The following is a 14771-nucleotide window of genomic DNA, read 5'->3' as shown; positions in this document are numbered from 1 at the left end:
GGCGCCCCGGCCCGGCGGCGGCACCGGCTGGTTCCAACTCACCGAGGGAACGGACATGACCGGCCCGTACGCATCCCAGGCACCGCAGGCATTGGACGCGGCGGACAGACCCGACTTCGAGCAGGTGCTGCACCGGGCGCTGAACACCCCGGAGATCCGTACGGCCCTGCGGCACGGCTCCGCCGAGGGCCCGGACCTCGAGGAGCTGCGCTCCCAGGCCCTGGCGGACGCCGCGTCCATCGCGGTGGCGGCGGCGACCGAGTACGGCGCTTATGTCCGGCAGCGCGCGCCGGCGTTGCCGGACGAGTCGGCCGGAGGCCCGGCCGCATCCGGGGTCGGGTCCGGGCCGGGCGGTCAGGGGCAGGCCGGGCAGCGGTTGCTGCCCGCGCTGGCGGTTCTGACGCCGGTGCTGGCCACGGCGGCGACCGTGGTCTTCCTTCTTCTCGGCCACACCCTGGGGCTCAGCGCCTCCCAACGCCGACTGGCCGACACCCTGTTGACCGCCGCGCACACCACCGCTGTCATCGCGGCCCTGACCACCGCTGCCGGCGCCATCTGGCTGTTCACCACCGCCGCACGGCACCGCACCACACCCGTCGACCGGGCCGAGCGGCACCGGGACGGCGTCGCCGCGGCCCGCGACGCCTGGCGGCTGGCCCTCCTCGAACGCGGAGTCCTGCCGTATCTGCGCGGGCGACTGCGCGACAATCGCCCACAGGGGACGGTGGAACTCATCCGCCGTCCGCGCCTCGGCTACTCCAGCCCGGACTACGCAAGCCCCGACTACGCCAGCCCTGACTTCTCCGGCCCCGACTTCTCCGGCCCTGACTTCACCTCACCCCACCACTCCGCGAAGAAAGCAGGCACCGATGCTCGGGATAAGTGAGCTGTCGCTCCTCCTCATCGTCGTCATCGTCATCCTCGGGGCCAAGAAACTTCCCGACCTGGTCCGCTCCATGGGCAAGTCGGCCCGCATCCTCAAGAGCGAGTCCAAGGCGATGAAGTCCGACGACCAGCCCGCCGTCACCGAGGACAAGTCAGGGCACCGAGTGATCCGGGCCGAACCCGGCGACGTCATCCGGTCCCGGACGGAGCCGACCGACCCCAACAGCGGCACCGGCACCGGTCAGCGCTGACCCGTCCCAACCGCGCCCCTCCTCACAACACCGAGCGGAACCCGGGCAGCCGGCGCAGCCCGGCCGCCACCAGGAACGCCGCGCCCAGCGCCAGGACCGCCGTCAGGGCCCAGGCGCCGAGCGCCGGAAGACCGTCGCTCCCCAGGGCGAACTGCACGGCCACCACGATCGGCAGATGCACGATGTAAACGGCGTACGAGCCGGCCGCCGGCTCACGGCGGAGCCGCCCCGAGCCCGCACAGCGCTCACGGAAGAGGGTGAGCAGCCCGACGCACAGCGCCACGCACAGAGCGCTCTCGTACAGCGACCACAGCGCGGACCGCCATCCTGAGCCTCCCGGGGCGAAGCAGCCGGCGCCCGGCCCGACGGCGAACAGCAGCGCGGCCCCGCCCAGCCCGCCCGCCAGCCACAACCAGCCCGTCCGGGCGGGGAACCGCTCCAGCCAGCCGTAGCGGTGGGCCACCACGCCGAGCAGGAAGAAGCCCCCCTGAAGCGGCAGCCGGGCGGGCTCCACCTGCAGAAAGTCCAAGAACGGCACCCAAGTGTCCAGCGGATAGCACAGCCGTACGGCATAGGTGGCCACCGCGAGCACCACGGTCAGCAGCGCCAGCGCGCCGTGCCCCGGTATCCGCCCGCCCTCTCCACGCGCGGCGCCCCGGTCCGTACGCCGCCGCCGGACGAGCCGGGCGGCCTGCCGGCACACCAGATACAGAACGCTGTACGCCAACAGGTTCTGGATGAACCAGAGATGCGCGAACTGCAGATCCGGCCAGGACGGCCCGCTCCAGTCGGCCGGCTTCTCCCCGAGCCCCAGGTAGACGTCGGTGAAGTAGCGGGGGAAGGAGATCGGGGCGTAGCCGCGGTAGTGGACGTAGTACGCGTACATCAGCCCCGGGACGATCGTCAGCGCCCCGACGACCAGCGGGATGCCGAGCCGCCGCAGCCGGGACGCCAGGAAGGCGCGGGCGCCGTGGCGTTCGTACGAGACGGGCACGAAACAGGCCGAGACGAAGAAGAACAGGCTCATCGCGAACGTGCCGTCCAGCGCGGACAGCGTGGCCAGCGCCCCGGAGTGCGGCCGGCCCTCGACGTACCACCAGTCGCCGGGGCCGTACGCCTGGGCGGCGTGGTGGACGACGACGAGGACGGTCACGGCGATACGGAGGTTGTCCAGCCAGGCGAGCCGGGGTGGAACAGAGGGCTTGGTGTTCATGTGTTGAGGATGGTGTACACATGCACACTCGCGCGGTAAGGCTGTCCCCCGTATCCGCCCTCGGGCTGGCCCTACGTACCGTCAGGTCCGAACAGGCCGTGCCGCATTAGCTGTTGGTTGGCAGCGCTACGGCGGGCGAGCACCTCGGGGGCGAACATCGGGGCGCTCAGGTTCGGTTGCATGACCCGCTCAAGCAGCAGCGGCCCAAGGACCAGACAGAGCATCTGGAACGGCGCCCACTCCTCATCGCCCCGTCCGCCATCCGCCCCTTGCGGCGACTTGCCGGACGCCTCCCGCAGCCGCTCCAGCTCCCCGCGCGCTCCGCTCAGCAGCCGGCCGAACAGCGCCGCGCTCGCCTCGCTGTCCTCCAGCAGCGCCTGCCGCAGATAGCCGCGCAGCACCGGATCGGCCCCGAACAGCCGCGCCGAGACCTCCCCCAGCGAGGCCATCAGCGCACCGCCGTCCGCGCCATCGGCATCCAGGCCGCCCAACGCCTCGCCGATCCGCCCCAGTACGTACTCGTCCACCGCCGCCCGCAGCCCCTGTTTCGAGCCGAAGTGCCGGGTCACCAGCGCCGGGGAAAGCCCGGCGGCCGCCGCCACCGCCCGCGTGGACGTCGCCTCGAACCCCCGCTCCGCGAACAGCACAAGCGCCGCCTCCCGCAGCCGCGCCCGCCCCGTCAGGTCCGCTCTGTCCACTCCACCCACCGCTCGCATACCGGCAGGCTACTGAGGTTTTCGGTTCGGGCTGACTGCGCGGGTGCGGGTTTCGTCTCGGACCCTCCCGGTCCGAAGCGCCGGCGAGAAGGGGGAAGGGGGGCGGCTGGCCCGTTGTCCCGATTCCTTGGCCCGGTGCGTGGCTGAGCTCAGGACTGGCTCCGCTGCGCTCCGCCGCAGCTGCTGCCGCGCGGTGGCCGACCGATCAGCCCAGCGGTGCGCTCGCCGGGGGCGCGGGAGGGCGACGGACAAGCCGGCGCCGACGGACAGGACCGCCCCTCCCCCACCCCCTCTTGGAAAAACGCTTGCTGCAGTACTTGATATAAAGCAAGCACTTTTTTAAGAGCAGGTGAGGGGAGAGCCCAACCGGACCGGCATCCTCCGCTCCGGACGACCCCCCACCGTCCCACCGTCCGCCAGCCGGTGAACACCACTTGGGCAGGACGGCGACGACGCCTCTCGCACCCCCTCCCCTCCCCGCTGCCGGCCGCTGTGCGCCGAAGGCGCGAGACGATGCCCGCACGCGGCATCCGGACCATACCGCCCAGCGGTCGCCCACCCGTTCGTCGCGCTCGCGCACCCCCAGCCGGGCGCACCGCCGGGCTGACCGGCTCGCCACCGCGCGGCAGCAGTTGCGGCGGAGCGCAGCGGAGCCAGTCCTGAGCTCAGCTACGCACCGGGCCAAGGAATCGGGACACCGGGCCAGCCGCCCCCCTTCTCCCCTCGGAAAGCGCTCAGTGTGGGTGACGTACGTCACGCCCACCTCCGATGCCGTGCCTGTCCACCCCGACGGCGAAGACCTCAGCAGCCGCGCTCGGTACCCTGAAAACGTCGCGGTCCCCCCACCACCTGCCTCCTCGTACGGTGCTGCTGTCCGTCGGCGTCGGTTTGCTCAGAGTCGATCAGGATAGAGGTTGGTGCACACGTGCTGGTGGCGGATCGGTACCGGTTGGAGACACCCATAGGCCGCGGCGGAATGGGCGAGGTCTGGCGGGCCACCGATGAAGTGCTGAGACGGACCGTGGCCGTCAAACTGCTGCTCGGGGACGACCCCGCGTCGCAGGCGGCGGCCCGCTTCCGGCTGGAGGCCCAGACGGCGGCCCGGCTGAGTCACCCCAACATCGTCGGCGTGTTCGACTTCGGGGCGCGTGACGGCCGCTTCTATCTGGTGATGGAGCTCGTCGAAGGCCAGAGCCTGGCCCAGGAGTTGACCGCCCAAGGCGCGCTCCGCGCCGAGCGGGTGGCCGTCATCGCCGCCCAGGCGGCCGCGGGGCTGGCCTCCGCGCACCGTACGGGGATCGTCCACCGGGACATCAAACCGGGCAACCTGATGTCAGACGCCGACGGCACGGTCAAAATCGGCGACTTCGGGATCGCCCGGTTCGTCGACGACCCCGCCACCGCGCTCACCACGGCGGGGCAGATCATCGGCACCAGCCTCTACCTCGCCCCCGAGCGCGCTCTGGGAAGGCCCGCGAGCCCGGCCTCCGACGTGTACTCCCTGGGCTGTCTGCTCTACCAACTGCTCACCGGCACCCCGCCGTTCCAGGCCGACACCTCCGCCGCCACGCTCGCCCAGCACATCGACGCAGCGCCCTTGCCGCCCAGTCAGCGGGGCGCGGGCCTGCCGCCCGCGTTCGAGAACTATCTGCTCGGCATGCTCGCGAAGCAGCCCGAGGGGCGCCCCACCGCGCAGCACATCGCCGACTGGTTCGGCTCGGGCGCCTGGCAGGGCCACCCGGAACCCATGCCACAGCCCGCCCCCACGCCTGCGCCCATGCCGGGCCCGCCCCCGCACGCCCAGGTTTTCGGCACCGCGACGCCGCAGGCCCCGCCCGCGGCCGCGCCCGCAGCGGGCTCGCCCCGTGCGCCGGAGACGCCCTCCGTGGCCACGTACCGCCTTCCGCAGCCCGCCCCCGCCCGCCGTCCGGCCCGCGGCCACCGGTCCACGTCGGCGTCCCCGTCCACGTCCCCTTCCGCGTCCACGCCCGCGAAGCGGCGCGGCGCTCGCGAACTCATCAGGCGCCGGCCGAGAGTGGCGAGCCTGATCGCCGGTGCCGTGGCCTTCATCGCCGCGGTCCTGATCGGCATCGCCTGGTTCTCGGGCTGAACGGCGGCGCGGACCACGTGTAGCGCGCTGACCGGCGAACCCCGAGGTGCGGGGCGGGCTGACCGGTGGGCAGCACGTGGGGGCAGGGACGGGCGCGGCCGAGCGCCCCGCCCCTGCCCCCGTTCTCCTCCGCCTCACTCCGTACGCAGCGCCGTGGCCGTACGCGTCCGGGCCGCCCAGCCCGCGGGAAGCAGGGCCCCGGTGGCCGCGATCAGCAGGCCGCCGAGGCCGAGCAGAAGTAGCTCGGGCAGGGCGTAGACGTCGAGGGCCGAGGTGGGGAGGGTGAGTCCGGCGCTGTGGCCCATGGCGGGGACGACCGCCGCGTGCAGGGCCAGACCGGCCGGGACGCCGAGGGCGCCGCCCGCAAGACCCACCACGACGACCGAGGCGAGGACCATCACGACGGTCTGCCGCGGGGTCATGCCGAGCGCCTTGTGTACGCCGAGGTCGTGGACGCGTTCGCGGGTGTCGAGGACGACCGCGTTGAGCACGCCAAGACCAGCGACGGCGACGAGCATCAGGGTGAGGAGGGCGGCCAGCGCGTCGAGGACGAGGATCAGCTCGCTCTCGCCCCCGGAGGGGCCGGTGTGCGCGGTGACGTCCAGCGAGCCGAGGGCGGAGTTCAGGGCGGTGACGTAGGCGGCCGCGTCCGTGCCGGGCTTGAGGGTGATGCGGTAGCTGTCGGCGGGAGTGCTCGCGGGGGCGAGCGTCGCGGCGTCGGTGAGGACGTTCATGCCCTGGTTCCGGGGGTCGAAGACCTCCCCCACCATCCGGACCCGGATCGTCTTGCCGTCGTGGTTCAGGGCGACGGTGTCCCCGAGCCGGGTGCCGGTGGCGGCGAGAAACTGGGTCGGTACGACGGCCTCGCCCGGCTTCTCGAACCATCTGCCGGAGACCTTCTGGTAGTTGGACCAGGTGCCGTCCCCGGCGAAGGTGTGGAGATCGGTGGTGCCGGACAGCCCGGCGATGGTCACCTCGGTGGCGGCGGTGGCGTAGTACGCGCGGGTCCCCGGTTGGGCCTTGATCGCCGCGGTGATCACGGCGGGGTCGGCCGTGATCCGCGGCGGACCGCCCGGGCCCTTGCGGTGCGGGCCGGGCCCGTTGTCCTGGCCGGGCCCGCCCTCCGCGCCGGGCCCGCCCTCCGGGCCGAGGACCGCCGCGTTGGCCTCGACCGTGACATCGGCCCTGTCGTGCTCCCTGGCGTCCTGCACCCGGTTCAGCGAGGCGGCCAGGCCCACGGCGAAGGTGACGGCGGTGGCCCCGAAGGCGACGGCCGCGACCATCGCGGCGGCGCGGGCGGGGCGTGCGAACGGGCGGGCCAGGCCGAGGCCGATCGGGCGGGGCAGCGGGAGCCGCCCGGTCAGCCGGACCACCGCCCGGCCGCGGCTCGGGCGCGCGGAGCGGCCGACGGCGAGCGCGTCGACGGCCCGCAGCCGCCCGGCCCGTGCCGCGCTCGCCCACGCGGTCACCGCCACCAGGCCGAGCGCCCCGGCGGCCACCGCGACCACGACCCACGGGGCAATCGTCAACGCGGCGGTTCCGTAGGCCTCTTCGGCCTGGGACAGAACGGGGCGGGTCAGGAGGACGCCCGCGACGACGCCGACCACGGTGCCGAACGCCGCCGGGATCAGGGCCTGGGCCATATAGGCCCGTACGACCTGGGCGGGGGTGAACCCGAGCGCCTTGAGGACGCCGATCCGCCGCAGCCCGCCGCCGACCGCACCGGCCACCACATTGCCCACGATCAGCACCGCCATGATCAGGCCGAGCACGCCGAAGGCGACGAGGAACGGCACGAACACCGCGGTCTCCTGCTCGGCCTCCCGTTTGACGGCGAGCCAGGGCTGGTCGCCGACCCGCGCCCCGGCGGGCACCGCCGCCGTCACCGCCGCGCGCCCCGCGGCGATCCGGGCGCCGCTGTCCGCGTGAGCGAAGCGGTAGAGCATTTGGTAGCCGGCCCGCGCCCCGGGCGCGGTCAGTGCGGCGATCTGGGAGGGGGCCACCCAGGCGTCGGCGGTGCGGCTGACCGAGCGGGCCACGCCGACCACGGTCAGCGTCGGGTCGCCGGGCAGGTCGGGGAAGTTCAGCCGCAGGCCGGGCGAAGGGGGCACGCCGGCCTCGGCGGACAGCACGATCTGGCCGGGCCTGGTGGCCCAGACCCCCTGGGTCAGGGTGACGCGGTCGACCTGATCGTGGCCGGGATCGGCGCGGCCGACGACCGACATCGGTGCGAGCTTCTGGCCGTCGAGGCTCGGGGTGATTGACGTGGTCGGGAAGGGCCCGGCCGCCGCCGTGACCCCGCGGGCGTCCGCGGACCCGGCCAGTTGCGCGGCCGTGGCCTTGGCCGCGTCGTACCGCACCGACAGGTGCGCGCCGCGCTGTTTGGCGAAGGCGTCGGTGAACGGCGCGCTGGAGGCCACGAGCAGCGAGGCGCACAGGACGGCCGCGGTCACCGCCATCGTGGTGGCCAGGCCGATCACGGCGTTCTGCACCCGGCGGCGGCGCACCCCCGAGCGCACGACGCGGCCCAGGGCGCTCATCGGGCCTCCTCCGCCATGACGGTGTGTCCTGCTGCGGCGATCCGGCCGTCGACGAGCCGGACCGTACGCGTCGTACAGGACTGCGCGAGCCCGAGGTCGTGGGTGACCAGGACCACCGTCTGCCCGGCGGCGTTGAGCTCGGTGAGCAGATCGCGGACGGCCTCGCCCGCGGCGGTGTCCAGCGCTCCGGTCGGCTCGTCGGCCAGCAGCAGCGCGGGCCGGTTGACCAGGGCCCGGGCCACCGCGACGCGCTGCCGCTCGCCGCCGGACAGCCGCCCCGGGTAGGCGTCGGCGTGCCGGTCGACGCCGAGCGACTGGAGCAGTTCGGCCGCGCGTCGGTGAGCCGCGCCGCGCGACCGGCCCGCCATGCGGGCGGGCAGGGCGACGTTGTCCTCGACGGTCAGATCGTCGAGCAGATTGAAGAACTGGAAGACCATGCCGATCTTCGCGCGCCGGAAGCGCGCCGACGCCGCCTCGCCCAGGGTGTCCACGCGCACTCCGTCCACCGTGACGGTGCCGGAGTCCGGCCGGTCCAGGCCCGCGATCAGATTGAGCAGCGTGGACTTGCCGCTGCCGGACGGCCCGAGGATCGCGACGGCCTCCCCGGCACGCACGGTCAGCGACACGTCGTCCAGCGCGGGCGGCCCCCCGTCGTATCCGCGGCTCACATCCCGCAGTTCGATCACCGGCGTGGTCATGCACATCTCCCTCGATACGTACGCGTCTGGCGCGGTTGGACGCTAGGCGTGGGGCCTGCCCGAGCACGTCGCTCGACCGGGGCATTTCCGGTACCGCGCCGGGATGAGGGCGGCCGCCGTCATCCCCGCGATGTAGGCGAGCGATGTACGGGCGGGCGGCCCCCAGGACCGGCGGAAGGATGTGGCGGGGCCGGGCCGGTGGCCAGAATGGGCCGGTGATGAACGTGCCGTTGGCGGACCGGCTGCGCGGAGCGGCCAAGGCGCTGAAGCGCGCGACCGGTCCGCTGCCCCGCCCCACCCGCCGCGGCCTGGTCTTCGACGCGGCGCTGGCGCTGGCCCTGGGCATCGCCAGCGTCCAGTACGCCGTGGAGCACTGGGACGGGCGGGTCGAGGCGGTCGTCGACGGCGCGGTCGAGCCGTGGTTCCCTGCCGGGCCGTCCGAGCCCGCGCCCCCGCTGCCGCCGAGTGGACCGCCCCCGGCCCCGGACTGGCTGAGCGGCTGGTTCGTCCCGGTGGCCCTGGCGGTGCTCGCCTCGGCGCCGCTCGCACTGCGCCGCCGGTATCCGCTCGCCGTGCTGTGGATCGTGACGGTCGCGGTCGCGCTGACTCCGGCCGAGGCGCCAAGGACCACCTCGTACGCCTGCGTGATCGCCGCCTACGGCGCCGCGGCGTACAGCCCTTACCGGGTGGCCACGCTGGCGAGTCTGCCGGTGGCGGTGTTCGCGCTGAGCAGGCTCGCGGACGGCACGCTGCCCGTCGTCCAGAACGAGTACATCCCGCTGCTGATCCTGGTGCCGATCGTGGTGGCGGCCAACGGGCTGCGCACCTGGCAGCTGCGGGCCGGCGAGAGCCACGCGCGGATGTCCGCGCTGGAGCGCGAACGGGCCGAGGAGCTGCGCCGCGCCGCGGAACAGGAACGTGCCCGCATCGCCCGCGAGTTGCACGACGTGGTGACGCACAACGTGAGCGTGATGGTGATCCAGGCGGGGGCCGCCCGCAAGGTCATGGCGACCACCCCGGACCGGGCCCGTGAGGCGCTGCTCGCGGTCGAGGCGAGCGGCCGGGCGGCGATGGCCGAACTGCGTCATGCGATGGGCTTGCTGACGATGGACGAAGACACCACCGCCACCGACGGAGCAGCCACCCCGGACCTCGCCCCACAGCCGGGCCTGGGCCAGTTGGACACGCTGGTCGCCCGGGTACGGGAGGCCGGGCTGCCGGTCGAGCTCACCGTGACCGGGACGCCGCGCCCCGTCCCGTCCGGGGTCGGCCTCGCCGCGTACCGCGTGGTGCAGGAGGCGCTGACCAACACCGTGAAACACGCGGCCGGATCGACGGCGGCGGTCACCGTCGCGTACGGCGACGACCGGCTGCGGGTCGCGGTCACCGACACCGGTGGCACCCCGAGCGCGTCCGCGGCGGCCGGCGGCGGGCGCGGGCTGATCGGCCTGCGCGAGCGGCTGTCCGTCTACGGTGGGACCCTGCACACCGGGCAGCGCCCCGGCGGCGGTTACCGCGTCGAAGCAACCATCCCCCTGGAGGAGATGTGCCCCCTGGAGGAGAGGTGACCGGGCCGCTGCGCGTGGTGGTCGCCGACGACCAGGCGCTCGTCCGTACGGGCTTCACGATGATCCTGGCGGCCGACGGCATCGACGTGGTCGCCGAGGCGGCGGACGGCGCAGAGGCCGTCGAGGCGGTCCGGCGCACCCGGCCGGATGTGGTGCTGATGGACATCCGGATGCCGGACGTGGACGGCCTGGAGGCGACCCGGCGCATTCTGACCGGCGCCCCCGGCGAGCCCCGCGTGATCATCCTGACCACGTTCGACCTCGACCACTTCGTCTACGCGGCGCTGTCCGCCGGTGCCAGCGGCTTCCTCCTCAAGGACGTCACCCCCGAGCATCTGGTCGCCGCCGTCCGCATGGTCCGCGACGGCGACGCGCTGCTGGCCCCGGCCATCACCCGCCGCCTCGTGGAGCGTTACGCCCGCCGGGACCCCGACACCTCCGCGCTCCACCGCGACCTGGCCGCGCTGACCCCGCGCGAGGCGGAGGTGCTGCGGCTGCTGGCCCAGGGCCTGTCCAACGCCGAACTCGCCGCCCGCCTCCGCCTCTCCGAGGCCACCGTCAAGACCCATGTCGCCCGTATCCTCGCCAAGCTCGGGCTGCGCGACCGGGTCCAGGCCGTGGTCGTGGCGTATGAAACCGGGCTGGTCAGCCCCGGTGCGCGACGGGATGCCGACGGCGGCTGAGAAGGGCGCTGAGAAGAGCGCTGAGAAGAACCGCCCCCGTTTACGTATCTCTTCGGTATGCGACGACAACCGATGAGGGGCGGCCCGGTGAAAAACAGGAAGAGACATAAGCGGTCCCGAGTGATCGTTATGTCCGTGGTCGGTGTGACGGCCCTGGCTGTCGGGGGCGGAGCGCTCCTGATGACCGACAACAACGCCTCGGCCGCCAAGGAGACCCCGGCGCAACAAGCGGCCGCGCGGGCCGGCATGACGGTCAAGTGCCCGGATGTCGCCACCAGCCTGTCGAACGTGCCGCAGCAGGCGCGGCCCGCCGTCAACAACGAGCTGGCGAAAATGGACAGCCAGGTCGCCGACGCGTACCAGCGGCTCGCGGAGCCGGGCGCGAAAGCCGACCAGGAGTCCGTACGCACCCGCGTACTGGACCCGCTGGCGTCCGAGCGGCGGCAGACCCTGGACCGGATCGCCACCGAGATCGAGAAGGTCCAGCCTCGCCCGTCGGGCCTGGACTCGCTCGCGGCCTGCACGGTCAAGCGAGACGAAACGGCCGCCGCGGACGCCCAGGCCGCGGCGCCGAACACCCCCGCGGCGGGGGACGCGGCCCCGGCCGCGGGCGCACAGGGCACGGGCGGGCAGGGCGCGGGCGGCCAGCAGCAGTCCGGCCCGCAGCGGGCGGACTTCGTGGACATCCGCAAGGTCAAGCCCAACGTCAAGAACCCCCGGGTGCAGGCCAAGGGCTCCAAGGGCACCTTCTCCTCGCGCTGCGGACGCAACGAGAACAAGCACTTCAACTCCGACAACGTCATCGTGGCCCCCGGCGTGGGCAACGGCGCCCACCACATGCACGACTACGTCGGCAACAAGAAGACGGACGCCTTCGCCTCCAACCAGGTCCTCGAATCCGCCGGGACCACCTGCACCAACGGCGACCGCTCCACCCACTACTGGCCGGTCCTGCGGCTTCAGGACGGCACGAAGGAGTTCGACGCGGGCGCCCCGGGCGGCGGTACGGAAGGCAACGTGGGGCGCATCCTGCGGCCCACCTCCGTACAGCTCAGCTTCAAGGGCAACCCGGTCTCCAAGGTCGTGGAGATGCCCAAGTTCCTGCGCATCATCACTGGTGACGCCAAGGCGTTCACCAACGGCACGGCCAACGCCAACGCGTCCTGGAGCTGCACCGGATTCGAGAACCGCCAGCTGAAGGACAAGTACCCGGTGTGCCCGAAGGGCAGCAACGTGGTGCGCACGTTCAAGTTCCAGAGCTGCTGGGACGGCAAGAACATCGACAGCGCGAACCACCGTACGCATGTGGCGTTCGCCCGCGCGGACGGCTCGTGCCAGCAGGGGTTCAAGGCCATTCCGCAGCTGGTCCAGCGGATCACCTACAAGCTCGCACCCGGCGCCCGCAACTTCGCGGTGGACAGCTTCCCCGAGCAGTTGCACAAGCCGGTGACGGACCACGGCGACTTCATCAACGTGATGTCGCAGAAGCTGATGAAGCAGGCCGTGAGCTGCATCAACAGCGGCCGCAAGTGCGGCTGACCCACTGACCCGGCAGGGGGAATGCCCCCTGCCGGGCTTTTTCGTGTTCATTGGTTCAGATGAACCAAAGCTTCCGCTGCCACCCCGCTGCTACGCTCCATCCGACACGCCCGCGAGGCGCATACGGGGCCCCACACCCGAGAACCTGGTCCACACCCGCCACCACGGCGGAATCCACCGTTCTGGGAGGCCCCCTTGAGACGCCCTGTCCGTCGTCCGTTACTGGCCGCCGCCGTCGCCCTCGTCGCGGGTCTCACCGCGACCACCAGCGCGAACGCCGCGGATACCCCGCTGCCGATCCAGACGGACGGCGTCTGGGGCATCGACTTCGCGGGCGGCACGCTGGCCACCGTGGAGCACAGCGCGTCCCGCGAGCAGTACGTCATGACACGGCGGGTCGCGCCGGACGGATCGACGGCGGCCACCCGGGTCCCGATGATGTACGCCGGTACCTTCGCCGACGGCGACCACATCAAGCGCGTACCGTGCGACGCGGGCGAATGCATCCCGCTGGTCGGATCCGGCAACGGCGACGTCGGCCTCGTCTTCGTGGACGACGGCAAGGAATACGTCCAGATCCGGACGAGCCCCAACACCTACCACGGCGTGGAACCGGCCGTGACGGGCGCCCGGATCGTGGATGTCACCGGCCGCTACTTCCTCTACAACGCGCAGTCCACCAACAAGCAGTACCTCGACGACCTCCAGCCGTACCGCACCACGGACATCCGGATCACCCGCTCCATCACCGCCGCCTCCGTCTGGGGCACCCGGCTGTGGGCCGCGAGCTCCACCGCGGGGACCGTCACCCAGACCGACATCAAGACGAAGAGACTCGTCGAGACGGTCGCCACGGGCGCGCCCTGCGTCATCAAGGAACTACAGGTCATGGGGCGCTGGGTCTACTGGAGCTGCGGTACGACCGGCCCGGCCGGGGTCTACGACCGTACGGCGAAGAAGAGCTTCACCGTCCCCTCAGGACCCGCCCTCGTCGGCGACGGCTACCTGGTCCGCCACGACCGCACCGCCGGCCAACTGCTGCTCACCGACTTCCACACCGGCACCGCCGCGGCCCCGCGCCCGATCGCGGACCTGCCGGCCGGCAACACCGCCGACCAGCGCCGACTGACCTGGGCCGTGGACAAGTGGGGCGGCGACATCGCGTACGTCGACTCCGCCAACGCGATCCACGTCGTGCCCAGCGGGGTCCCCACCCAGTCCCTGGCGAAGATCGAGTCCGATGTGGACGGCACCTCGCTGGATGTCGATAACGCGCGGTGGGGCAGCACCTGGCAGTTCAACAAGCCGGTGACCTGGACCTTCACCGTCAAGAACGCGAGCGGGCGCACCGTCCGCACCCTCACGGGGAGCGGCAGCCCCCAGGCGGACGTCGCGTGGGACGGCAAGACCGACGCGGGCACGTACACCGACAACGGCCGCCACACCTGGACGCTGACCGCCACGGCCGTCGAGGGCGCCGGCACCAGCACCACCACCGGGGAGATCGCCGTCACCGGCACCTGACCGGCGGGGACGAACCCCACACCGACTCAGAGAGGGACCGCGACGGTGTTGAACGTCGTTTCCGGTGTCTGGGGCGAGGTGAAGCGGGCGTTGACGAGGTAGAGGCGATCGGCCCAGCGGGCGGCGGTGGTGGGGACGTCGAAGCGGGGGTCGGTGATCGTGCGGCGCAACGTCGCCGAGCGGGCCCTGGTGTCGAGGCCGAAGACGCTGATGAGGTTCAGCCGGTTCTGCACCACGTACAGCGTGCGGCCGATACGGAGGAGGCCGTCGCCGTTGGCCACGTCGGTGGCGCCGATCAGGGCGATCTCGGTGGCGTGGCCGTCGGCCAGGTCCACGTGGTAGAGCCTGCCGGGCGAGCTGCTGACGACGATCAGTCCTCGGCCGTCCGGGGTGCCGACGACGCCGTTGGCGTTGTAGACGTTGGGCGTCTGTACCCAGTCGCCGCCGAGCCGCAGGCGGCGGACCGTCCCCTCGCGGCCGCGCGGTACGCCGTAGAGGGCGGCGTCGGTCGAGTCGGTGAACCAGGCGCGGTCGCCCAGCAGGATGACGTCGTTGATGAAGTGGCCGGAGGTGTCGGTCAGCTGGTACGTGGCCAGCAGTTCGCCCGAGCGGGAGTCGACGACGCGCGCGGTCCCTGCGCCGCCTCCTGAGATGTACAGCAGGCCGTCCTCGTCCAGCTTGAGCCCCACGGCCACCGTGCCCGTGGTGCCCTTGTGGATGACTCGGCCCTCACCGGTGCGCAGATCGGTGCGGTAAACCGCGCCGTTGGCACGTGAGCCCATGTAGGCGTACGGGCTGCGGCCGATGGTGATCCCCTCAGGGATGAAGCCGTCGGGGAGCGGGAACTCGGTCGGCCACGTGGCGGCCTGCGCCGCGCCGACGCCGACCGTCGTCGCCGTGAGCGCGGCGACAACGGCGCCGCGGAGAAGGGTGCGGCGCGTCGGCTGGGGGTGGTTCCGGGTTCGACTCGTCATGCCTCGCAGTCTCACGCGCGGGCGATCGATGAGTCCAACACATGTCTGTCACTTCATCGATCTCGATACG

At 72.6% G+C, this 14771-nt stretch carries 12 protein-coding genes; 7 read left to right on the top strand and 5 right to left on the bottom strand.

The window, feature by feature from the left end; translation table 11 throughout:
* The first annotated feature begins 55 nt into the window (after positions 1-55).
* Entirely contained in the window at positions 56-886 is an 831-nt protein-coding gene (locus ACFV2X_RS29520) for a hypothetical protein (protein ID WP_385622082.1), read from the top strand.
* Entirely contained in the window at positions 870-1136 is a 267-nt protein-coding gene (gene tatA / locus ACFV2X_RS29515) for a Sec-independent protein translocase subunit TatA (protein ID WP_385622079.1), read from the top strand. The genes ACFV2X_RS29520 and tatA overlap by 17 nt, the downstream gene beginning before the upstream one ends.
* A gap of 22 nt (positions 1137-1158) precedes the next feature.
* Here tatA and ACFV2X_RS29510 read toward each other — a convergent pair whose 3' ends face one another.
* On the bottom strand, positions 1159-2349 hold the full coding sequence (locus ACFV2X_RS29510; RefSeq protein ID WP_385622077.1) for an acyltransferase family protein: 1191 nt from the start codon (positions 2347-2349) through the stop codon (positions 1159-1161).
* Between the two features lie 71 nt (positions 2350-2420).
* The gene (locus ACFV2X_RS29505; protein WP_385622075.1) at positions 2421-3047 is read right to left on the bottom strand and encodes a TetR/AcrR family transcriptional regulator; all 627 of its coding nucleotides are present in this window, start codon (positions 3045-3047) and stop codon (positions 2421-2423) included.
* 967 nt (positions 3048-4014) lie between these two features.
* Between ACFV2X_RS29505 and ACFV2X_RS29500 the strand changes: the two genes are divergently transcribed.
* Positions 4015-5175, top strand: a complete 1161-nt coding sequence (locus ACFV2X_RS29500; protein ID WP_385622073.1) for a serine/threonine-protein kinase — start codon at positions 4015-4017, stop codon at positions 5173-5175.
* 134 nt (positions 5176-5309) lie between these two features.
* Here the strand turns inward: ACFV2X_RS29500 and ACFV2X_RS29495 are convergent, their stop codons facing one another.
* Positions 5310-7715: an FtsX-like permease family protein gene (locus tag ACFV2X_RS29495; protein WP_385622071.1), complete on the bottom strand. Its 2406-nt coding sequence runs from the start codon at positions 7713-7715 to the stop codon at positions 5310-5312.
* Positions 7712-8413 (bottom strand): ABC transporter ATP-binding protein, encoded by a 702-nt coding sequence (locus ACFV2X_RS29490; RefSeq protein WP_385622069.1) that lies wholly within the window; start codon positions 8411-8413, stop codon positions 7712-7714. The genes ACFV2X_RS29495 and ACFV2X_RS29490 overlap by 4 nt, the downstream gene beginning before the upstream one ends.
* Before the next feature lie 218 nt (positions 8414-8631).
* Between ACFV2X_RS29490 and ACFV2X_RS29485 the strand changes: the two genes are divergently transcribed.
* The 4 genes from ACFV2X_RS29485 to ACFV2X_RS29470 all read left to right on the top strand — a co-directional run bounded on the left by ACFV2X_RS29485 (position 8632) and on the right by ACFV2X_RS29470 (position 13727).
* Positions 8632-9981, top strand: a complete 1350-nt coding sequence (locus tag ACFV2X_RS29485) for a sensor histidine kinase (protein WP_385622067.1) — start codon at positions 8632-8634, stop codon at positions 9979-9981.
* Positions 9978-10664 carry a response regulator gene (locus tag ACFV2X_RS29480; RefSeq protein WP_385622206.1) on the top strand — a complete coding sequence of 229 codons (687 nt, stop codon included), beginning with the start codon at positions 9978-9980 and terminating at the stop codon, positions 10662-10664. Before ACFV2X_RS29485 ends, ACFV2X_RS29480 begins: the two co-directional genes overlap by 4 nt.
* 180 nt (positions 10665-10844) lie before the next feature.
* Complete coding sequence (locus ACFV2X_RS29475) at positions 10845-12203, top strand: DUF1996 domain-containing protein (RefSeq protein WP_385622065.1); 1359 nt, start codon at positions 10845-10847, stop codon at positions 12201-12203.
* A 195-nt stretch (positions 12204-12398) separates the two neighbouring features.
* A complete protein-coding gene (locus ACFV2X_RS29470) occupies positions 12399-13727 on the top strand; it encodes a FlgD immunoglobulin-like domain containing protein (RefSeq protein ID WP_385622063.1) in 1329 nt (442 codons plus the stop codon).
* A gap of 26 nt (positions 13728-13753) precedes the next feature.
* Here the strand turns inward: ACFV2X_RS29470 and ACFV2X_RS29465 are convergent, their stop codons facing one another.
* Entirely contained in the window at positions 13754-14701 is a 948-nt protein-coding gene (locus ACFV2X_RS29465; protein ID WP_385622061.1) for an SMP-30/gluconolactonase/LRE family protein, read from the bottom strand.
* Between the last annotated feature and the right edge of the window lie 70 nt (positions 14702-14771).

The organism is Streptomyces sp. NPDC059679 (genome assembly GCF_042734105.1).
In the GTDB taxonomy this organism is placed as follows: domain Bacteria; phylum Actinomycetota; class Actinomycetes; order Streptomycetales; family Streptomycetaceae; genus Streptomyces.
This window is presented reverse-complemented; position numbering and strand designations above follow the sequence as displayed.